Raw genomic sequence first — 20,427 nt, forward strand, 5'->3', positions numbered from 1 at the left:
CGCCGACCCCGAACGTGTCCGCGGACATCACGACTCAGGGCACTCGCGCGGATTATCCAGCTCGCACCGCTGTGCGGTGATGTCGGCGGACATCTTTCGGTGGCGCGGGGACAGGTGGTGGCCGCCGCGGACCGCATCGAGCACTTTCTCCACGGTTGTCGGCCACTCGTAGACGACGTTCTTGTACGTCAGGGGCATCCGAAGCAATCCCAGGCTGGTGGCGACCTGATCGCGCCGATGATCCTCGTCGTAGTTGTGGACCCCGGTGTGATGGGCCAAGCTGTCGATCTCGATCAGTAGCCGATCGCCCACCTTGAGGTCCACGTGTCCGAGTCCGGGGACGTACGCCTGCACCTCAACCTTCAGGCCGAGGCCGCGCAGCCGCACCCTGCCCATCGTCTCGGTGCCCGACGCTGCGCGCTCGTCGCACCTGTTGCAGCACGCCACGATGTGCTCCGGCGCGCCGTCGAATGCGGATTCCACCTCGCCGGGCGTCAGGACCTCGGCTGCGAGCAGCCCGCTGCGCATCCGCAGTGACATGTTGAGCAGCGAATCGCACACCACGGTGATGCCCTCCGGATCGAGGCAACGTAAGGCATGGCGCAGCGCGGTGTGCGGGTCGTCGAGGATGGTGGTCACCGGCAATGGGCGGCCGAAGTGGCGGCAATAGCGTCCCGGGTGATCGCGGTTGGCCTGCGAGTTCCCGCGCAGATGAACCTTGTCGACCTGCGGCGGGAGCCAGACCCCATAGTGTTCGAGGGCGGTCACGCAGCTCAGTGCGCCGTGCTTGCGGACCGCCGCCAGCGCGGTGGGATCGGCCGATGGGATGGAGTACCAACCGTTGCCCTCAGGGGTGTAGATCTCGCGACGGACGTCGCGTCGCAGATCGGAATCGGTGACATTCCTGCTGCGTAGTTCCCGCCGGGTGTAAACGCCGAAATCGTGCATGCCGGTAGATTGTGGTGCGGATCGGACGAGCTTCGATTTCGGTGTCCACAGATCTCCGATGGCCTGTGGAGTGTCCGCCGGGATCACCACTGAGCTCGCTCGACTGGATTATCCGGTCGGTGAGGCCCAGCGGTGATGCTCGCGGACACGCGGCATCGGCGCGGGGGGCGTTCGGACCCGTTTTGGGTTCCAGGGCGCACGTGATCTACACTGAGGTGTCTGGTTTGACTTGAGACTTGCGCGCTGCCCATAGGGTGGCGCGTTGGTTGTGTGAGGAGCTTTCCTCTCAGGGTCGGGTCAGATGGCAGCTGTAACGTGGCGAGAGCCGCGGCACAGTCGCAAAGGGGCGTAGCTCAACTGGCAGAGCAGCGGTCTCCAAAACCGCAGGTTGCAGGTTCAAGTCCTGTCGCCCCTGCCCTGGTGAGGGCACACGTTGACGAGAGGACCTCGAAAGTGAGCAAGCGAGATCGAGCTGCCCGCGCCAAAGGTGCGGACGACACCGCTGCCGAATCGGTAGAGGGGCTCGAAGGTCGCGAGGACGTCGAGGAGACCGGCGCGGAGTCGAGTGAACTCCGTCCTTCGGGCAAGCGCTCGTCGCGCCGTCGTTCGTCGACGAGTGCCTCCAGCACCGGCAGCGACGCGGAGACCGGCAGCGGTTCCGCGGTCGCGGTCAAAGAACGCAAGAAGAAGGCCGATGCAGGCCAGAGCCGCAACCCGTTCGTTCGGATCTGGGTCTTTCTGCAGCAGGTCGTCGCCGAACTGAAGAAGGTCATCTGGCCCACCCGCCGGGAGATGATCACCTACACGATCGTCGTGCTGGTTTTCGTGATCATCATGACCGCATTCATCTCCGGTCTCGACCTGGTCTTCGCCAGGGGAGTCCTCTGGCTCTTCGGCTGACGATCCACGCAAGCGGACCGCGGCCGAGCCAGGACGACCGGAAACGAAAGAGGAGCGTGGGCTGCAGTGAGCACCCCGGAGAACGAGATCGAATCGACCACTGAGTCGGCCGACGCCGTCGATGCGTCGGCGGTCGATGCTGTCGACGAGACCAACGACCCGGGTGTCGAGGCTCAGGTCGAGGCTGCCGCAGACGATGAGGCAGCTGTCGACGGCGGCGAGGTCGCCGTGGAAGAGGCCGAGGCAGTCGAGGACGCCGTCGCCGACGAAGCCGAGGTGGCCGACGAGGTCGCAGCCGAAGAGGCCCCCGCCGAAGAAGCCGACCCGGTCGAGGAACTGCGCAAGCAACTGCGTCGCGCGCCCGGCGACTGGTACGTCATCCACAGCTACGCCGGCTACGAGAACAAGGTGAAGGCCAACCTTGAGACCCGCGTGCAGAACCTCGACGTGGGTGACTACATCTTCCAGGTCGAGGTGCCGACCGAAGAGGTCACCGAGATCAAGAACGGCCAGCCCAAGAAGGTCAACCGCAAGGTGCTGCCCGGCTACATCCTGGTGCGCATGGACCTCAACGACGAGTCGTGGGGCGCGGTGCGCAACACCCCCGGTGTGACCGGATTCGTGGGAATGACCTCCAAGCCGTCGCCGTTGTCGCTCAATGAGGTGCTGCAGTTCCTGATGCCGCGCGTCGAGGCCAAGAAGCCGGCCGCACAGAAGGGCGCGGCGGCCGAGGGTGTCGAGGCTGCCGCCGCCGCGGCGACCGCAGTTGTCGAGGTCGACTTCGAGGTCGGCGAGTCGGTCACCGTCATGGACGGCCCGTTCGCGACGCTGCCCGCGTCGATCAGCGAGGTCAACGCCGAACAGCGCAAGGTCAAGGTGCTCGTGTCGATCTTCGGTCGCGAGACACCGGTGGAGCTCGGCTTCAACCAGGTCGAGAAGATTTAGCTCGGTTCGGTCCCTGAGGGGCGCCCGCGAGGAACGAGCGGGCGTCACGAAGGGCCGAACGAAAGACTTCCACGTCTCCAGCGGGCGTGGATATGCAAGGAACAAACAAGGAACAAGGATGCCTCCCAAGAAGAAGAAGCTCGCCGGCATCATCAAGCTCCAGATCCAGGCAGGTGCGGCCAACCCGGCTCCGCCCGTGGGTCCGGCGCTCGGTCAGCACGGCGTGAACATCATGGAGTTCTGCAAGGCGTACAACGCGGCGACCGAGTCGCAGCGTGGCAACGTCATCCCGGTCGAGATCTCGGTCTACGAAGACCGTTCGTTCGACTTCAAGCTGAAGACCCCGCCCGCCGCCAAGCTGCTACTCAAGGCCGCCGGTCTGCAGAAGGGCTCGGGCGAGCCGCACACCAAGAAGGTCGGCAAGGTCTCGATGGATCAGATCCGCGAGATCGCCAAGACCAAGCAGGAAGACCTCAACGCCACCGACATCGACCAGGCCGCGAAGATCATCGCCGGTACTGCTCGGTCGATGGGCATCACGGTCGACGGCTGATCTCGCTGGATCTCGATACGCTGCTCGCCTAGCGGCTCGCAGCTACTCGATCAGCAGGGATTTTTGCGACTCGATCGGCAGGGATTTTTGCGACTCGGTCGGCAGGGATTCGCTCTACTCGATCAGCAGAGAAGAACACCGCGTGGGAGGGCCGGCTCGGCCCACTAACCACCAACCCGAATCAATTCACGGAGAAAGAACAGAGCAATGGCACAGAAGAGCAAGGCCTACCGCGCCGCCGCGGAACAGGTCGATCGCGACAAGCTGTACAGCCCGCTGGAAGCTGCACAGCTTGCCAAGGACACGTCGTCGAAGAACACCGATGCGACCGTCGAGGTCGCCATGCGCCTGGGCGTCGACCCGCGCAAGGCCGACCAGATGGTCCGCGGCACCGTCAACCTGCCCAACGGCACCGGTAAGACCGCCCGCGTGATCGTGTTCGCCGCCGGCGACAAGGCCGCCGAGGCCACCGCCGCGGGCGCCGACGAGGTGGGCGCCGAGGACCTGATCGAGAAGATCCAGGGCGGCTGGCTGGAGTTCGACGCCGCGATCGCCACCCCGGACCAGATGGCCAAGGTCGGCCGCATCGCACGTGTCCTCGGACCGCGTGGCCTCATGCCGAACCCGAAGACGGGCACCGTGACCACTGACGTCACGAAGGCCGTCAACGACATCAAGGGCGGCAAGATCACCTTCCGCGTCGACAAGGCGTCGAACCTGCACTTCGTCATCGGCAAGGCGTCGTTCGACACCGAGAAGCTGGCGGAGAACTACGGCGCAGCGTTCGACGAGATCATGCGCGCGAAGCCGTCGGCTGCGAAGGGCCGCTACATCAAGAAGATCACCGTCTCCACCAACACCGGCCCGGGCATCCCGGTCGACCCGGCGGTGACGCGTAACTTCACCGAGGCGCCGCAGGCCTGACGCCACGACGCCACGACGTCACCACGAAACCCCCGACTGTTCGTCGGGGGTTTCGTGCTGTCTGGGTCGTCTCCGGTGCAGATCGGGGGCGGGGCGTGAATAATCGCGGGGAGGACGACCCACGAGACCAGGCGGTGACTTGATGGACGTACGACCGACAAAGCTGGCGATCATCGGAGCGGGGGCGGTCGGTACCGCTGTCGCCTATGCGTCATTGATCCGCGGCGTCGCGCGGACGGTGGCGCTTATGGACATCAACACCTCCAAGGTGACCGCCGAGGTGCTCGACATGTCACACGGCCTCGAGTTCATCCCGCGCGCAGACATCATCGGCGACGACGACGTGTCGGTGTGCGCCGACGCCGACGTCGTCGTCTTCACCGCGGGCGCGAAGCAGAAGCCTGGGCAGTCGCGGCTCGAACTGGCCGAGGCGACCATCGGGCTGACCAAGAAGATCATGCCCGGGGTGCTCGAGGTGGCGCCGAATGCGGTCTACATCATGGTCACCAACCCGGTCGACATCGTCACCTATGCGGCGTTGAAGTTCAGCGGCCTACCGAACAACCAGGTGTTCGGGTCCGGCACGGTGCTCGACTCGTCGCGATTGCGCTTCCTCATCGCGCAGCACTGCGACGTCGCCGTGCAGAATGTGCACGCCTACATCGTCGGCGAGCACGGGGACACCGAGATCCCGCTGTGGAGTTCGGCCACCATCGGCGGTGTGCCGCTGACGCATTGGAAGCCGCTACCGGGCGGGGAACCGATCGACGCGGCGGCCCGCGAGCGCATCCAGCACGAGGTGGTGCACGCCGCCTACAAGATCATCGAGGGCAAGGGCGCCACCAACTACGCCATCGGACTCGCGGCGACCCGCATCGTCGAGGCAGTGCTGAACAACGAGCACCGGGTGTTGCCGGTGTCGACGGTGGCGCAAGGCTATGAAGGGCTCGACGATGTGTGCCTGTCGCTACCGACCATCGTCGATCGCGGCGGGGCGCAGACACGCCTCGAGATGCCGCTGTCCGACGAGGAACGTGCGGGGCTGATGGCATCGGCCGAGACCTTGCGGGGGATGCAGGCGAAGTTCGGCCTCTGACGGCGATCGCCTGTACGCCGTTCGGAGTAACCGCGCACGGATTGGCCGAGATCAGGTCACCGCGGTGACTATCCTCGAGCCGTTCGACGACGACGGTGAGATGAGGTCTGGTCATGCGGTGTTCGCGGAGAACGGTGGCGGGGATGCTCGGTGCTGCGGCGATGGCGGTCGCGCCGCTGGCGGTTGCGGCGCCCGCACAGGCGGTCACCGTCTACAGCAGTTGCGACGAACTCAACGTCGACTACCCGCACGGTGTCGGCCATCCGGGCGCGGTCGATCACACGTCGGGTACGCCGGTCACCGACTTCGCCATTGATCAAGCGGTATACGACGCGAACAAGTCCGGGCGCGATCGCGACAAGGACGGCATCGCCTGCGAGCAACACTGACTCGCGTGCAGAATTGAGCGGTGTTCACCCCGCGCGAAGACGAGAATCGTCGACTGCTGCGGGCCCGTGACGCCATCGACCGTCACTACGCCGCGCCGCTCGACGTGCCGGCGCTGGCCCGGATCGCGGTGATGTCGCCGGCACATTTCAGCCGACGGTTCCGAACTGTGTTCGGCGAGACGCCGCACCGGTATCTGCAGCGCCGTCGGATCGAGCGGGCGTGTGCCCTCCTTCGGGAGGGATCGCTGTCGGTCACCGACGTCGGGTTGGCGGTCGGTTACGACAGTCTCGGCACCTTCAGTCGGACCTTCGCCTCGATCATCGGGCGCAGCCCGAGCGTCTACCGGTCGGCGTGGTCCGGAGTTGCGGGCGTGACGTCGGCGCAGGTGCCGGCCTGCTTTGTGCGCGCCTGGACGAGACCGGCTGCGTTGAGCAGTTTCGGAGAAGCGTCCGCGCCGACCTCGTCCGTAGTGTCACCGCCATGATCAACGGCATCAGCATCCATTCCGTCTATGTCCTCGATCAGGACGCCGCCCTCGACTTCTACGGCGGCACGCTGGGATTCACCGTCGACACCGACGTCGACATGGGTTTCATGCGATGGCTGACCGTCGCCCTGCCCGCACAGCCGGACCGGTTGATCCTACTGGAGAAGCCGAGTCCGCCTGCGTTGTCGGAACAGGCCGCGGCCAGGGTGCGCGAACTGGTGGCGCTGGGTGCGATGCCGGTGACCATCCTGTCCACCGACGACTGCCGCGGTACCTACGCCGACCTCGCGGCCAAGGGCGTCGAGTTCACCCAGGAACCCATGGACCAGCCCTACGGCATCGACTGCGCGTTCCGCGACCCGTTCGGAAACCAGCTCCGGATGACGCAGCCTCCCGCGCAGGAGCGACCCATCACCGACGAGGACATCGCCCGCTGGGCGCCGTGACGGTCCAGCAGGCCGGGCAGGTGATCCCGCCACTCTGCGCAAGTTCCGGGGGAGCTGCGGATTTCGGGGGGACGAACAAAAAAGTGGAACCGAATGAGGCGCTGGATAGTCTCATATATATGCGCGACGACAAGCTGCTCACCAAGATCGCGGCCCTGCTCCGGCAGGCCGAGGGCACCGACAACCCGCATGAGGCCGAGACCTTCATGCAGGCGGCGCAACGGTTGGCGACCGCGGCGTCGATCGACCTCGCCGTGGCCCGCTCGCACGATCCGGCGGGGCGCAAGTCGACCGTTCCGGTCTCCCGGCAGATCGCGATCGGGGAGAAGGGCAAGCGTGGTTTGCGGACCTATGTCCAGCTGTTCGTGGCGATCGCACGCGCCAACGACGTCACTGTCGACGTCGCGGGCAATTCGACGTTCGTACTCGCCTACGGATTCGCCGACGACATCGACACCTGCGAAACCCTCTACACGTCGCTGGTGGTGCAGATGGTGGCGGCCAGCGACGCCTACCTCCGGTCGGGTGCTTACAAGGGGGAGGAATTCTCCCGAGTGGTCACCCGTGGCAGTGGGTGGCGCAGCCGCAAGGTGATAGAAACCAAGCCACTGTCACCGATCACCGCGCGTCTGAACTTCCAGTCCGCTTTCGCCGAACGGATCGGCAAGCGGCTCAACGAGGCCCGGGAGCAGGCGCGCGCCGACGCGCTGAGTGCCGATCCCGACGAGGCGACTCGGCCGTCGTCGACCGCGGTGGCTTTGCGGGACAAGGAGATCGAGGTCTCCGATTTCTATCGCAGCGAGTCCAAGGCGCGCGGCACGTGGCAACCGTCGAGCGCCTCGGCGGGCTATTCGGAGGCCGCGCGTCGAGCGGGTGATCGGGCGGGTCGGCGGGCCAGGATCGGCGCCGACCGCGAATTCGGTGGAACGCGGGGCGCGTTGGAGTGAGTGGCTCAGTCGTCCGACGCCGGGCCGGGCTGTGCCCCGATCAGGTCGTCGAGGGCCTCAGGGCGCGGTGGGTACGGTCGGGGCGCGCCGAAGTGGCGACGAATCCACGCGCCGACGGGGCCCTGGTCGCAGGTCAGCGAGTGCGTCACGATGGTGCAGACCACCACGATGCCGGCGAAGAAGAACAGCCAGCTGATCGCGGCGAACACCAGTCCGAGGGTGCCGAAATGCTGGGTGGTCTCGCTCATGATGGTCGGCAGCGCGATGCGGGTGCCCACCAGGAAGACGGTGATGAATGCGCCGGTCACCACTCCGTTGAGGGCGAGCAGACGCATCGGCACCTGACCGGACACCAACAGCCGGGGCAGCAAGGTGAACATGAGCGACCAGATCACGAACGTGGCGGCCACCTCGAGGATCACGCCGACGACACCGTAGGCCCCGAACGTGATCCCGGTGAAGTTGATGCCGTGCAGGTTCGCCGAAAAGCCCTGGGCGACAACCCCGACGGGAAGCAAGAGGATCACCACCACCCACCGCCACCAGCCGGACAACGGCAGTTTGGTGACCTGCCAGATCGACGTGTACATCCGGCCCATGGCCCGCGACAGCGATGTCGCGCCACCGATCACCATCAACGCACCCAGCAAACCGAAGGCGGTCACCGAGTCGGGTGCCGTCGTATCGGCGACATCGACCTGATCGGTGTTGATGCCCAGGTCGCCGAGGGCGTCGGTGACCAGATCGTTGTCAGGGAAGGCCGCCAGCAGGATCACCATCGGCAACACCGCGGTGAAGGCCTGCGCGGCCAGCGTCATCGCGCGGTCGGTGATGTCGTTGACCGCGAGGTCGCGCAGAACCCGCAGCACCAGGCCTGCGCCGGGGACGGCGAGTGCGCGTTCGGTGACGGTGGCCGTGCGCGCCCGGACCCGGGTGCCCAGCGATGGAGAGCTCACCGCCCACACCTCCGTTCCGCGCGGCCGGGTGACATCGGGTCCGCCGGTCAGATGGTAGTTCGTCGGGGCCGCTGGCGACCGGCGGGCCGACCGGAGACGCGGTGACCGGCCAGTCGGGGCACACCCCCCGCGACGTCGGTCGGGCGCGTTTCTACGCCGCGGAGCGGCTCGTGCTCGGCATGTTCGACCGGGCGGGATCGAACCGCACCGTGCAGCTGGCGGGCACTGAACTCACCCTGCCGGCCGAGGCCCGGTTCGCCTCGGTGGAGTCGGTGCGCGACCACGTGATCCGGGTCCTCGACCTGCCCGGGGTGCGGGAGCGGTTCGATCGGGCGAGCCAACCGGTCACGGTCCGCGAACGGCGCGGGCACCGCTCCGCGCACTACGAGTCGATGTCGGGGCAGGTGCCCCAGATCGCGATCCCGTCGGCGACCGGGGGACGCTGGGCGTTGCGCGAACTCGTCGTCCTGCACGAGATCGCCCATCACCTCGACGACCCGGCCACCCCGGCACACGGCCGGAGTTTCGCGATCACGCTGACCGATCTCGTCGGACTCGTGCTGGGGCCCGAGGCCGGGCTCGTCTATCGCGTTGTGCTCTCCGACAGCGACGTGCTGTGACGCTCGCCGAAGCCGGCGTCGAGCACGTCGACGGCGCGCTCGAGCTGGGTCCACAGCGAGCCGTCGGCACCCTCGCGGAACCACTGCTCGATGCCGACGGTGAGCGCGTCGGCCACGCAACGCCCCTGGATGCGGGCGGTCAGCGGTGCGGTGCCGGCGGCCGCGATCGCATCCCCGAGGGCGGTGCCGATCGAGGCGACCAGCTCGGCCAGCGCGGCGCGTAGCTCGCGGTCGGAGTCGATGATGCGTAGCTTGCGGACCGCCAGGTGCATCGCCGCGTCGTCGACCGCGACGTCGGCCTCGCGCAGCGCCAACCGGATCGCGTGGAGCACCGGCCGGGACCGCACGAGCTCGCCGAAGGCGGCGATCGCCACCTCATCCATCTCGTCGTAGAGCACCACGCCCTGTTTGCTACCGAAGTACCGGTAGACCGACCGTTCGCCGACCTCGGCCGCCTGCGCGATCTCGGTCATCGTGACCGAGCCGTAGCCACGTTCGTCGAACAGGTCCAGCGCGACTCGCTGGATGTGCGCCATGGCGCGGACGCGGTTGCGGGAGCGCAGATCGTGCGGAGGGGATCGGTCCATCGGGTTCCTTCTGTCTGCCACCTACCGTACAGTCACTGCCAAGTGGCGGGCACTGCCAATTGGAGGTCGGAGATGGATCTGGTCGTCGATGTCGAGGGGTTGACCAAGTCGTTCGGGCGCGCGCGTGCGCTCGATGGCCTGGATCTGGCCGTGCAGCCGGGCCGTGTGCACGGCTTTCTCGGTCCCAACGGGGCCGGCAAGTCGACCACCATCCGGACCGTGCTCGGGCTGATCCGCGCCGACACGGGCCGGGTGCGGCTGTTCGGTGCCGACCCGTGGTCGGATGCGGTGCGGCTGCACCGCCGGATGGCCTATGTCCCCGGTGACGTCGCACTGTGGCCGGATCTGACCGGTGGCGAATGCATCGACATCCTGGCCGCCGGCGGCGCGGGTCTGAACGAACGCCGTCGAGCGGACTTCGTCGAGCGCTTCTCTCTCGACCAGAGCAAGAAGGTCGACGAATACTCCAAGGGCAACCGGCAGAAGGTCGCGCTCATCGCCGCGCTCGCGTCGGATGCGGAGTTCCTCATCTTCGATGAACCGACCTCGGGTCTGGATCCGCTGATGGAAGAGGTGTTCCAGGAGGCCGTTCGTGAGCGGGTCACCGCGGGCGCAACGGTGCTGCTGTCGAGCCACATCCTCGCCGAGGTCGAGGCCCTGAGCGACGAGGTCACCATCATCCGCGACGGAAAGACGGTGCGCTCGGGGGGTCTCGACGAACTGCGGCGCGGATCGCGCACGCACGTGCAGGCGCGGACGCGGCGTCGCCCCGACGGCCTGCGCACCCTCGACGACGTGGTGCACTTGCAGGTCACCGAGTCCGGCGGTCATCAAGCGGACGCCGGCATCGACGTTCGATTCGACGTCGGCAGCGCCTCGCTGGAGTCCGCGCTCGATGCGGTGCTGGCTGCGGGCGTCACCTCGATCACGGTGCGCCCACCCAGCCTCGACGAACTGTTCCTGAGCTCTTACAGCGCCACCGGCGACACCGCAGACGCACCGTCATGACCGCCACACTCGACACGCGCCCGCACGCCCCCACCCCACGAGTCCCGGGCGGCGGCGTCGGGGCGATGCTGCGGCTGCAGGCGCGCACCGGATGGAAGGTGTATCTCGCGTGGGTCGCCGGCCTGATCGCGGGATATGCCGCCACGATCGTCGCGATCGACGGGCTCTACGGCACCCCCGAACTGCTGGCCACCTACGGTGCCGCGGTCGGTGACGATGCCGCCATCGCAGCCATCAACGGGACCCCGTACGGCGCCGACACGCTAGGCGGTGTGGCCGCCAACGAGTTCGCGTTCATCGCCGCGATCGCCTTCCCGCTGATGGCGACGCACCTCGTGGTGCGGTTCACCCGCGCCCCGGAGGAGTCCGGCCTGCTCGAACTGATGCGGTCCCGATCGGTCGCCTCGTGGGCACCGCATGTGGCGGCCGTCATCGGGTCGATCGTCGCTTTCGGGTTGGTGGCGGCCGGTATGTTCGTCACCCTGCTCGCCGAAGGGGTGCCCGCCGAACGCGGGCTGCTCTACGTGCTGTCACTGTTCGGGCTCGGCGCAGTCTGGACCGGGCTCGCACTGTGTGCGGCGCAATGGTTACGCCGCGCGCGTCGCGTCTACACCGTCAGTCTGATCCTGTTGGGACTGGCATATGCGGCCCGTGCCATCGGCGACGTCGGCGACAACGCGTGGAAGTGGTTGTCGCCGTTGGCCTGGCAGCAGGAGACCCGGCCCTTCGCCGACGACATGCGATGGTGGCCGTTGCTGCTGGCCGCGGCGGTCGCCGCGGTGCTGATCGCGTTCGGCGTGCGGAGCTCGGCCACCCGGGACCTCGGTTCCGGTCTGGTGGCCGCGCGTCCCGGTCCGGTGCGGGCCACCGAGCACAAGCGGTCGATCCCGTTGCGGGCGATCGGAGAGCACCGCGGAGCGATCATCGGCTGGACCATCGGGGGTCTGGCCGTGGCGGTGATCTTCGGCAGTCTGGCCCAGCAAGTCGCCGACGCGGTGGCCGGCAATCCGCAGATCGCACAGGCCTTCGGTGCCGACGACGACTCGCACGGCATCGACACCTACCTCTCGTTGACGATGCTCATCCTCGCGCTGATGGCCGCCGGATACGTGATCACCGCAATCGGTCGCCTGCGCGGCGACGAGCGCACCGGGCTGTTGGAAGTCGTGCTGGCCCAGGCGGTGTCGCGGGTGCAGTGGATCGGCACACAGCTGGCGGTGATCCTGGTCGGGCTGGTGCTGGTGCTGCTGGTGCCGAGCGTGGGGCTCGGTGCGGCGGTCGCGGTGCAGGTCGACGATGCGAGCGAGATCGGCCACAACCTGCTGGCCGGGCTCGCCTATCTGCCGGCGGTGGCCGTCTTCGCCGCGGTGTCGGTGGCACTGTTCGGCTGGCTGCCACGGGCGCAACCGGCCGTGTGGGGGCTGCTCGGGTACGCCACCTTCATCGGGTTTCTCGGCGGCAGTCTCGACTGGCCGGAGTGGCTCCTGCGGATCTCGCCGCTCTACGCGGTGGGGGCGGTACCGGCCGCCGATGCGTCGGGTACCGCCGTCGTGGTGCTCACGGTGCTCACCGTGGCTCTGCTGGCCGCTGGGGTGATCGGTTTCCGACGGCGCGACGTGCCACATCCGTGACACGCCGCCCGCCGGGACGTCGGTGAACCCGGGTTGTTACAACTGCCCGCCCGCGCAGAACGTCAGGTAGCTCGGGTGGCGCGGATCGAGGACGAGGCGCTGGCGGCGGCCACGGGCCTTGATCAGGTCGGGCACCACGGTGAGATACCGGGGGAAGCTGGCCGCGTACACATCGACCCGCAGCCGGTGGCCGGTGTCGAGGATGGCGTCGGTCGGCACCAGGTCGACATCGATGCGCACCGGTTCGTCGGCAGGAACCGGCAGCTTGCGCTTGTACGACAGGTAGTGATGCGCCGACAGCAGGCTACCGTCGGCGGCGTAGGTCGACTTCGATTCGTCGAGCGCCCGATTCGACGCCGACAAAGCGCCGTTGGTCAGCACCGTCGATGTCCCGTCGGGGGCGACGTCGTTCACCGTCACCGCCCAGATCGCCTCGTGGGCGGTGGTGGCCACGTTGAGCCGCAGGTTCATCGGTCCGCTGATAGTGGTGGGTTCGGCGACCGGCTCGGTGCTGAACGAGAGCCCGCCGCGTTCCTGATACCGGGCATCGACGGTGAACGTCGGTCCCAACGCCATCGCCGCGCCCGCGGTCACCTGGGTCATGTCCCGCGACATCGCGCCACGGATGTCGGCGCGCACGTGCAGCGACGTGAGATGGTCGACGGGTTCGTGGCTCAGCGTGCCGTCGTGCACTGCATGCTCGGCCGAGCCCGACGGACTGTTGTGCAGGTAGAGACGCTGCGTGCGCACCCCGGCCCGCGGGAAACTGTGCCCGGAGGTCCACGAACCGCCCTGCTGCAGCATGGTCACCGGGCCGTAGTACTCGACCCCGTTGCGGTGTCCCTTCAGCCACCGGTCGAACCAGGCGCGTTCGAGGACGTCGAGCCGTGGTGGCGAGCTCTTGCCGCCATAGCCCGATCCGACGTCGAGGTGGTAGCCGTCGCCGACCAGCATCTGCTTGCGGCCCGGCTCCATCTGTAGCCGTTCATAGATCCCGGTTGCGCTGCGTCCGAACAGGTCGTGCCAGGCGCCGACGGTGAAGGTGGGCACCTCGATGCGGTCGACCTGCGGATCGCGTTCGTCGAAGTAGGGATCGTCGAAGATGCGGTCGTCGCGGGCGGTGAGGAATCCCCACAGTAGCGATCCGATCTCGGTGGCCGGTGACTTGATGCGGTCGCGCGCCCATCGCGCGGTGTCGCCGCGCAGGAGGTCGCGGATGGGACTCGATGGATTGGGCACCCATTTGAGCAGGTTCACCGCCGACAACCAGGTCGGGATGAACGCCGACGGCATGCCGCCGGTGATGTAGATGTCGCGGACGATGTCGTCGCAGCCCTCCACGGCGAAGACGGCCTTCAACGCGGCGGGGCGTTTGTCGGCGGCCTGCAACGAGTTGATCGCCGAGTACGACCATCCGGCGAGGCCGACGGTGCCGTCGCACCAGTCCTGCTCAGATGTCCAGTCGATGATCTCCACCGAATCCTGTTGTTCGCGCTCACCCAGGATCTGCCACTTGCCCTGGCTGGCGCCGGTGCCACGGACGTCGACGATGACCTGGACGTAGCCGCTACGCACCAGGTTGCGGTTGATGCCGAAGACGTCGAAGACGCCGCCGGACAGCGTCTTGGTGAGGGTGGTGAGCCCTTCGAGGCCGGTGCCACCGGCATCGATGGAGGCCGACGCGGTGCGTAGCGCCTTGCCGAGTAGCGGGGCGTGCAGCGTGTGGTCGAGGGCGTCGACGGCCAGCCGGTTGTAGGGGTTGATGTTGATGACGGCCGGATACGGGGTCAGCACGGTCTGACCGAAGCGGTTGGCCGGACGCACTACGGTTGCCCGCAGCCGGACCCCGTCGGACATGGTGAGCACGATGTCGCGCTGGATGGCCACCCGCGGATACAGCGACTTCCGGTCGACCTGCTCACGCCACCGGATGGCGTCGGCGCCACCCGTGGGATCGCCGAGCGGAAGGGAACCGAAATGCGGTGCCCCGAGCCGCCCGGTCCGGCGCCGCGCCGGTTGTACGGTCTGTTCTGGCTGGTCCAACCGGTACGTCATGGTGCATCACCCTGCCTCTGGCGTGATGCACCATCGATGTCCCGCGGGCATCATCGCCTGCTCGTCGTCGACACCTGCTGTGTGCCGAACGACGAGGTGAGACCCACACCACTGGTGTGGCGTTCGTCACCTCGCCGGACGAGAATAGCTCAGCGCTGATATCGGATCGCTAACTAGGGTGCGTCGGTTTCATCATGCTCGGATGCGTTAAGTGTCACCGCTGCCGCCGCCTCGAGGACCATCCAGCCCGACAGCTGCACCGACAGGTCACGTTCCGGAATCTGCGACGACCGTACCGATCCGGCGCTGAACTGCGATTTTCGTCCCTCATCGCGTGGCGGCTGGGCCTGATGACGCCAGTCGGGGCCGAATATCGGACCCTGATCGGTGTCGTGGCGGTGCGTCCAGGCGGCCGCGGCGCTGGTGGTGACGATCGCCGCGGCCCGTGAGCGGATTGCGCCGCCGTCGGCGGAATCCGGCAGATCGGTGGCGATCAACGCGAGATTGCGGGCGAGGATGCCGGCGAACAGTCCGCCGTCCCCGCCGCCGGCGCCGGGGATTACCCCGTCGTCGCACACGTGGTTCTCGACGGCATGCAGCAGGCGGTCGAGCCGCTCGCGATGCACCGCGTCGCCGGTGCGGCGCAGCAGCTCCAGTTCGCTACCCAGCACCACGCCCTGGCAATAGGTGTAGACGTCGGGCACCAGACGGCGGGGGCTGTCGGCCAGCGCGGGGTGAACGCCGTCGAGGATCAGCCCGGTGGTGTCGTCGACGAGGTTGACATCCATCCAGTCGGCCATCTCGACGGCCCGGTCGACATGTCCCGTACGGGCCAGCAGGATGGCGGCCGGCCCGTTGGCCGGGGCATTGAAGAACAGGTCCATCGTGCGCCACGGGATGCCGCCACCGAGGTGTGGCACCCACGCGTCGTACACGCGCGACGTCAGGGTGCGAAGGGCCGCGTCGCGAGACACCCCCAGATGACGATCCGCGCGCTCGAGTGCGAGGCCGAGCCAGGCCATGTCGTCGAAGTAGTTGTTGGTCCATCGACCGAAGTTTCGCGCGACGATGCCGCGCAGCAGGCGTTGCGCGTCGTCGGCGAGGGCCGTGGGGCGGTGGATGGCCGCATCGACGAGCAGGTCGACGAGGTGCGCCTGCCACCAGTAATGCCATCGCCCCAGCGCACCTGGGAACATCGACGACGGCCAGGCGATCGCAGCCAGCCGGGTGCCGGGAAGACACGCGAATCGTTTCAGGTGGCGGGCTCCGATTGCCTCGGCGGCGGTGCCCGCCCGGCCATTCGCGGTGGCCTCGGTCGGCTCGTGGGGCCTGCCTGCGCCGTTGGATTTGGATGCATCGACCACAGTCGGGTAACCTACTCGCTTGGTGTGGCACACAACCGTGTGCCGTATCGGTTCAACCAGAGACCGTCGGTCATCGGGTACTCCCGATCGAAGGTCCGGCTCACGTCACCGTGGTGGCGACAGGGTCGGCGGCCCACGCAGGGAGAACGAGGAATGACGGTGCCAACGTGCGCCGATTCACGCCCCGGACCTCTGCGTGCCGGGGCGTTTGTCGTATCTGCACGACAATCTTTCCCGCCTCTTCGGCTCCGGTTGGGTCTGAACCCAACTCTAGTGATGAGAGAGGAGGCGAAGTATGGCCAAGTCCGAAAAGGTCGCCGCTGTTGCGGAGATCGCCGAGCAGTTCAAGGGCTCATCGGCAGCGGTGGTCACGGAATACCGTGGTCTGTCCGTCAGCCAGATCACCGAACTGCGACGTTCGCTCGGTGAGGGCGCAACCTACTCCGTCGCCAAGAACACCCTCGTGAAGCGTGCCGCTGCCGAAGCGGGCGTGGAGGGACTCGACGAGCTGTTCAGCGGTCCGACCGCCATCGCCTTCATCGAAGGCGAGCCGGTGACGGCCGCAAAGGCGATCAAGAACTTCGCCAAGGACAACAAAGCACTCGTGGTCAAGGGCGGGTACATGGACGGCCGTGCGCTGTCCATCGGCGAGATCGAACAGATCGCCGACCTGGAGACCCGAGAGGTGCTGTTGGCCAAGCTCGCCGGTGCCATGAAGGGCAACTTGGCAAAGGCCGCCGGACTGTTCAACCAGCCGGCCTCGCAGGTGGCGCGTCTTGCCGCTGCTCTGCAGGAGAAGAAGAACGAAGCCGGCGAGACCGAATAGTTCGGCCCCGCTGCACACAAGCAATCCCCGATCCGTACGGGGATGAACCAACCCCCGTACGGGGACTGACAGGAAGGACGCCACCATGGCGAAGCTCACCGCTGACGAGCTCATCGATCAGTTCAAGGAACTGACCCTGCTGGAGCTCAGCGATTTCGTGAAGAAGTTCGAAGAGGTCTTCGAGGTCACCGCTGCGGCTCCGGTCGCCGTCGCCGCTGCCGGTGCCCCGGCTGCCGGTGGTGCCGCTGAGGCTGCCGCCGAGCAGGACGAGTTCGACGTTGTGCTCGAGGGCGCGGGCGACAAGAAGATCCAGGTCATCAAGGTGGTCCGTGAGATCGTCTCCGGCCTGGGCCTGAAGGAAGCCAAGGACCTCGTCGAGGGCGCTCCGAAGGCTCTCCTGGAGAAGGTCGACAAGGAAGCCGCCGACGCTGCCAAGGCCAAGCTCGAAGAGGCCGGCGCTTCGGTTTCGGTCAAGTGAGACCTCCCTGCCCGATCTCGTAGTACCAACCGCGCAAAAATCGCCGGTTGGTACTACAGATCGAGAGGACACAGCGGCCCGTGGGACATTTTGTCCCACGGGCCGCTGTCGTGTCCGGGTGTGACTGGGGGCGCACTTTCGCGATCGGGGTGGCATCGACTACGCTCATTGATCGAGCCAAGTTACCGGCGGGTAAGGCGCTTCGATCGTCTTCGGGGGATTTCGGTCGGACGTCCTAGTTGGTGTCGCACGTGGGTGTGAGCTGCAACAGCGTCCGCTACAGTGACCCCAACCACAAATGTCGCCGGTACGTGTGCGGTCACACCGATCGCAGCGAGGGGGCAGCGAATGTCTGGGAGGATGCCGTGGGTGTAGAGGTCAGCGTGGAGGGGCTCACCAAGTCGTTCGGGTCGCAGAACATCTGGCGTGACGTCACGCTGACCCTGCCCAAGGGTGAGGTGTCGGCGCTGCTCGGTCCGTCGGGTACCGGCAAGTCGGTGTTCCTGAAGACCTTGATCGGTCTGCTCCACCCCGAGCAGGGGTCGGTGGTCATCGACGGCACCGACATCACCCAATGTTCGGCCAAGGAGCTCTACGAGATCCGCAAGCTGTTCGGCGTGCTGTTCCAGGACGGCGCACTGTTCGGTTCGATGAGCCTCTACGACAACATCGCCTTCCCCTTGCGTGAGCACACCAAGAAGAAGGAAGACGAAGTCCGCGACATCGTGATGGAGAAGATCGACCTCGTCGGTCTGGCCGGTGCCGAGGACAAACTGCCCGGCGAGATCTCCGGCGGTATGCGCAAGCGTGCCGGCCTGGCCCGCGCCTTGGTGCTCGACCCGCAGATCATCCTTTGCGACGAGCCCGACTCGGGCCTCGATCCCGTCCGTACCGCCTACATCTCCCAGCTGCTGATCGACATCAACGCGCAGATCGACGCGACGATCCTGATCGTGACGCACAACATCAACATCGCCCGCACCATCCCGGACAACATCGGCATGCTCTTCCGTAAGGAGCTGGTGATGTTCGGTCCGCGCGAGCAGCTGCTCACCTCCGAGCAGCCGGTGGTCAAGCAGTTCCTCTCCGGCGACCGCTTCGGCCCGATCGGCATGTCCGAGGAGAAGGACGAGGCCGTGCAGAAGCAGGAAGAGGCCATGCAGGCCGCCGGCATCGGCGGCGGCGGCACCAAGGACGACTTCTCCGAGATCATCCCGCAGGTGCAGCCCAACCCAGGGATGCCCGAGCGTAAGGCGATCGCACGCCATCGCGAGCGGGTCCACGAGATGCTGCACACCCTGCCGCCGAACGCGCAGGAGGCCATCCGCCGCAGCATGGAGGAAGAAGACCGCATGCGCGAGGAGATGGCCGCGCACGCCGACGAGCAGCAGACCGTTGCCGTCGGCGCGGGACAGGGGTCGGGGGAGTGGACCTCTGCAGGTGGTGACGACTACCCGGGCAGTGACGCACCGACCCAGAGCTGGGCGACTCCGCCGGCCGCGGACTCCACGGTGACCCAGCCCATCGAGACCGGCCGCCACCAGCAGCCCAACGACGGTCGGAGTCAATAAGAATGGCCAGTGTCACCACGCGTGGCGTTGATCGGATAGCTCAGGCCGGAACGGGCGCGCTTGCCCAGACCGGCAACATCGTGCAGCTCTTCGTCGATGTCGCGCGTCAGTCCTTCGTGCGCCCGTTCCAGTGGCGGGAGTTCATCCAGCAGGCCTGGTTCATCGCGAGTGTCACGATCTTGCCGACCGCGCTTATCGCCATTCCGTTCGGCGCGATCGTCTCGCTGCAGACCGGCTCGTTGATCAAGCAGCTCGGTGCCGAGTCGTACACCGGTGCGGCCAGCGTGCTTGTGGTGATCCAGCAGGGATCGCCGCTGGTGACCTCGCTGCTGATCGCTGGTGCCGCCGGGTCGGCGGTGGCCGCCGACCTCGGCTCGCGCACCATCCGCGAGGAGATCGACGCGATGGAGGTGCTGGGCATCAACCCGATCCAGCGTCTCGTGGTGCCGCGGGTGCTCGCGATGGTGTTGGTCGCGATGCTGCTCAACGGTCTGGTGGCCGTGGTCGGCATCGGTGGTGGCTACTTCTTCAACGTTGTCGTGCAAGGTGGTACGCCCGGTGCCTACCTGGCGTCTTTCGGAGCGCTTGCGCAGTTGCCCGACCTCTACATCTCCACCCTCAAGGCCGCGATCTTCGGTGTGCTCGCCGGCGTCGTGGCCGCCTACAAGGGCCTCAACCCCAAGGGGGGACCGAAGGGGGTCGGTGACGCGGTGAACCAGAGCGTCGTCATCACGTTCCTGCTGCTGTTCCTCGCCAACCTGATCATCACTGCGGTCTATCTGCAGATCGTTCCGCCGAAGGGAGGCTAGGCGATGGCCGGTGATGGTGGCGGCGTGACAATCGCGAAGTCGCGGCCCGAGTACTACATGTACGAGGCCCGCAAACAGCTCGGCAAGCCCCTCAAGGTGCTCGACGGCGCCGGCGAGCAGATGTCGTTCTACGGGCGCACCCTCGCCTGGATTCCGAAGACCCTGGTGAACTACACGCGCGAGGTACTGCGGTTGCTCGCCGAGGTGGCCTTTGGTTCCGGCGGTCTCGCCGTGATCGGCGGCACCGTCGGCGTGATGGTGCTGATGTCGGGTTTCACCGGCGTGGTCGTCGGTCTGCAGGGATACGCGGCGCTGGATCAGTTGGGTTCGCAGGCGCTGACCGGATTCTTGTCGGCGTATGTCAACACCCGTGAGGTGGCGCCGCTGGTGGCGGGACTCGCCTTGTCGGCGACGGTGGGCTGTGGTTTCACCGCCCAGCTCGGCGCCATGCGTATCTCCGAGGAGATCGACGCGCTCGAGTCGATGGCCGTCCCGTCGATCCCGTTCCTGGTCTCCACGCGTGTCATCGCCGGGTTCATCGCGGTCATCCCGCTCTACGTGCTGGGCTTGTTGTCGGCGTACCTGGCCTCCCGTGTCATCACCACCGTGTTCAACGGTCAATCCGGTGGTTCCTACGACCACTACTTCAATCTGTTCCTGCCGCCGGCCGACGTGCTCTGGTCGTTCGGCAAGGTGCTGGTGTTCGCGTTCGTGATCATCCTGGTGCACTGCTACTACGGCTACTACGCGACCGGTGGCCCGGCCGGCGTAGGTGTGGCTGTCGGTCACGCGGTGCGGGCCGCGTTGGTGCTCATCGCGATCCTCGACTTCTTCCTGGGCCTGGCGATCTGGGGCACCACCACGACGGTGCGAGTGGGAGGCTGAT

At 66.9% G+C, this 20,427-nt stretch carries 22 protein-coding genes and 1 tRNA gene; 18 read left to right on the forward strand and 5 right to left on the reverse strand.

The features are described 5' to 3' along the window. Window positions 1-27: 27 nt before the first annotated feature. On the reverse strand, window positions 28-948 hold the full coding sequence (locus ACIGKQ_RS14220; protein ID WP_396574148.1) for a hypothetical protein: 921 nt from the start codon (window positions 946-948) through the stop codon (window positions 28-30). A 342-nt stretch (window positions 949-1,290) separates the two neighbouring features. On the opposite strand from ACIGKQ_RS14220, the gene ACIGKQ_RS14225 reads away from it, so the two are divergent. The 10 genes from ACIGKQ_RS14225 (at window position 1,291) to ACIGKQ_RS14270 (ending at window position 7,636) form a co-directional block, all read left to right on the forward strand. Beyond that, window positions 1,291-1,363: transfer RNA gene (locus ACIGKQ_RS14225), tRNA-Trp, on the forward strand. A 38-nt stretch (window positions 1,364-1,401) separates the two neighbouring features. Then, window positions 1,402-1,848, forward strand: coding sequence for a preprotein translocase subunit SecE (gene secE, locus ACIGKQ_RS14230; RefSeq protein WP_266062418.1), 447 nt, complete (start codon window positions 1,402-1,404; stop codon window positions 1,846-1,848). Window positions 1,849-1,914: 66 nt separating this feature from the next. After that, window positions 1,915-2,793, forward strand: a complete 879-nt coding sequence (nusG, locus tag ACIGKQ_RS14235) for a transcription termination/antitermination protein NusG (protein WP_235723448.1) — start codon at window positions 1,915-1,917, stop codon at window positions 2,791-2,793. 118 nt (window positions 2,794-2,911) lie between these two features. Then, the gene (gene rplK / locus ACIGKQ_RS14240; RefSeq protein WP_235723449.1) at window positions 2,912-3,346 is read left to right on the forward strand and encodes a 50S ribosomal protein L11; all 435 of its coding nucleotides are present in this window, start codon (window positions 2,912-2,914) and stop codon (window positions 3,344-3,346) included. A 207-nt stretch (window positions 3,347-3,553) separates the two neighbouring features. Then, window positions 3,554-4,270 (forward strand): 50S ribosomal protein L1, encoded by a 717-nt coding sequence (gene rplA, locus ACIGKQ_RS14245; RefSeq protein ID WP_235723450.1) that lies wholly within the window; start codon window positions 3,554-3,556, stop codon window positions 4,268-4,270. A gap of 142 nt (window positions 4,271-4,412) precedes the next feature. Next, a complete protein-coding gene (locus ACIGKQ_RS14250; protein WP_235723451.1) occupies window positions 4,413-5,366 on the forward strand; it encodes an L-lactate dehydrogenase in 954 nt (317 codons plus the stop codon). A 113-nt stretch (window positions 5,367-5,479) separates the two neighbouring features. Then, a complete protein-coding gene (locus ACIGKQ_RS14255) occupies window positions 5,480-5,755 on the forward strand; it encodes an excalibur calcium-binding domain-containing protein (protein ID WP_396574152.1) in 276 nt (91 codons plus the stop codon). Between the two features lie 20 nt (window positions 5,756-5,775). After that, the gene (locus ACIGKQ_RS14260; RefSeq protein WP_396574153.1) at window positions 5,776-6,240 is read left to right on the forward strand and encodes a helix-turn-helix domain-containing protein; all 465 of its coding nucleotides are present in this window, start codon (window positions 5,776-5,778) and stop codon (window positions 6,238-6,240) included. After that, window positions 6,237-6,689 carry a VOC family protein gene (locus tag ACIGKQ_RS14265; RefSeq protein WP_396574155.1) on the forward strand — a complete coding sequence of 151 codons (453 nt, stop codon included), beginning with the start codon at window positions 6,237-6,239 and terminating at the stop codon, window positions 6,687-6,689. The genes ACIGKQ_RS14260 and ACIGKQ_RS14265 overlap by 4 nt, the downstream gene beginning before the upstream one ends. Before the next feature lie 119 nt (window positions 6,690-6,808). Beyond that, entirely contained in the window at window positions 6,809-7,636 is an 828-nt protein-coding gene (locus ACIGKQ_RS14270) for a DUF2786 domain-containing protein (RefSeq protein ID WP_266062414.1), read from the forward strand. Between the two features lie 5 nt (window positions 7,637-7,641). On the opposite strand, the gene ACIGKQ_RS14275 is transcribed toward ACIGKQ_RS14270, so the two are convergent. Beyond that, window positions 7,642-8,592 carry a hypothetical protein gene (locus tag ACIGKQ_RS14275; RefSeq protein WP_396574157.1) on the reverse strand — a complete coding sequence of 317 codons (951 nt, stop codon included), beginning with the start codon at window positions 8,590-8,592 and terminating at the stop codon, window positions 7,642-7,644. A gap of 179 nt (window positions 8,593-8,771) precedes the next feature. On the opposite strand from ACIGKQ_RS14275, the gene ACIGKQ_RS14280 reads away from it, so the two are divergent. Next, complete coding sequence (locus tag ACIGKQ_RS14280) at window positions 8,772-9,212, forward strand: TIGR04338 family metallohydrolase (RefSeq protein ID WP_235723589.1); 441 nt, start codon at window positions 8,772-8,774, stop codon at window positions 9,210-9,212. Here ACIGKQ_RS14280 and ACIGKQ_RS14285 read toward each other — a convergent pair. Next, the gene (locus ACIGKQ_RS14285; RefSeq protein ID WP_396574158.1) at window positions 9,176-9,799 is read right to left on the reverse strand and encodes a TetR/AcrR family transcriptional regulator; all 624 of its coding nucleotides are present in this window, start codon (window positions 9,797-9,799) and stop codon (window positions 9,176-9,178) included. The genes ACIGKQ_RS14280 and ACIGKQ_RS14285 overlap by 37 nt on opposite strands. Before the next feature lie 72 nt (window positions 9,800-9,871). Here ACIGKQ_RS14285 and ACIGKQ_RS14290 point away from each other — a divergent pair, with 72 nt between their 5' ends. Then, window positions 9,872-10,807, forward strand: a complete 936-nt coding sequence (locus tag ACIGKQ_RS14290) for an ABC transporter ATP-binding protein (protein WP_396574159.1) — start codon at window positions 9,872-9,874, stop codon at window positions 10,805-10,807. After that, window positions 10,804-12,438 carry an ABC transporter permease gene (locus ACIGKQ_RS14295; RefSeq protein ID WP_396574160.1) on the forward strand — a complete coding sequence of 545 codons (1,635 nt, stop codon included), beginning with the start codon at window positions 10,804-10,806 and terminating at the stop codon, window positions 12,436-12,438. The genes ACIGKQ_RS14290 and ACIGKQ_RS14295 overlap by 4 nt, the downstream gene beginning before the upstream one ends. A gap of 36 nt (window positions 12,439-12,474) precedes the next feature. Here the strand turns inward: ACIGKQ_RS14295 and ACIGKQ_RS14300 are convergent, their stop codons facing one another. Then, a complete protein-coding gene (locus ACIGKQ_RS14300) occupies window positions 12,475-14,493 on the reverse strand; it encodes a CocE/NonD family hydrolase (RefSeq protein ID WP_396574161.1) in 2,019 nt (672 codons plus the stop codon). A 173-nt stretch (window positions 14,494-14,666) separates the two neighbouring features. Beyond that, window positions 14,667-15,857 (reverse strand): glycoside hydrolase family 76 protein, encoded by a 1,191-nt coding sequence (locus tag ACIGKQ_RS14305; protein WP_396574162.1) that lies wholly within the window; start codon window positions 15,855-15,857, stop codon window positions 14,667-14,669. A 295-nt stretch (window positions 15,858-16,152) separates the two neighbouring features. Here ACIGKQ_RS14305 and rplJ point away from each other — a divergent pair, with 295 nt between their 5' ends. The 5 genes from rplJ (at window position 16,153) to ACIGKQ_RS14330 (ending at window position 20,426) form a co-directional block, all read left to right on the forward strand. Then, window positions 16,153-16,683, forward strand: a complete 531-nt coding sequence (gene rplJ / locus ACIGKQ_RS14310) for a 50S ribosomal protein L10 (RefSeq protein ID WP_235723461.1) — start codon at window positions 16,153-16,155, stop codon at window positions 16,681-16,683. Window positions 16,684-16,768: 85 nt separating this feature from the next. Next, the gene (gene rplL / locus ACIGKQ_RS14315; RefSeq protein WP_235723462.1) at window positions 16,769-17,161 is read left to right on the forward strand and encodes a 50S ribosomal protein L7/L12; all 393 of its coding nucleotides are present in this window, start codon (window positions 16,769-16,771) and stop codon (window positions 17,159-17,161) included. Window positions 17,162-17,526: 365 nt separating this feature from the next. After that, window positions 17,527-18,732: an ABC transporter ATP-binding protein gene (locus ACIGKQ_RS14320; protein ID WP_287015271.1), complete on the forward strand. Its 1,206-nt coding sequence runs from the start codon at window positions 17,527-17,529 to the stop codon at window positions 18,730-18,732. 2 nt (window positions 18,733-18,734) lie between these two features. Further along, a complete protein-coding gene (locus ACIGKQ_RS14325; RefSeq protein WP_396574164.1) occupies window positions 18,735-19,541 on the forward strand; it encodes an MlaE family ABC transporter permease in 807 nt (268 codons plus the stop codon). Between the two features lie 3 nt (window positions 19,542-19,544). Continuing rightward, on the forward strand, window positions 19,545-20,426 hold the full coding sequence (locus tag ACIGKQ_RS14330) for an ABC transporter permease (RefSeq protein ID WP_287015272.1): 882 nt from the start codon (window positions 19,545-19,547) through the stop codon (window positions 20,424-20,426). Window position 20,427: the final 1 nt, after the last annotated feature.

The organism is Gordonia sp. NPDC062954, assembly GCF_044543825.1.
GTDB classification, from domain to species: Bacteria; Actinomycetota; Actinomycetes; order Mycobacteriales; family Mycobacteriaceae; genus Gordonia; species Gordonia tangerina.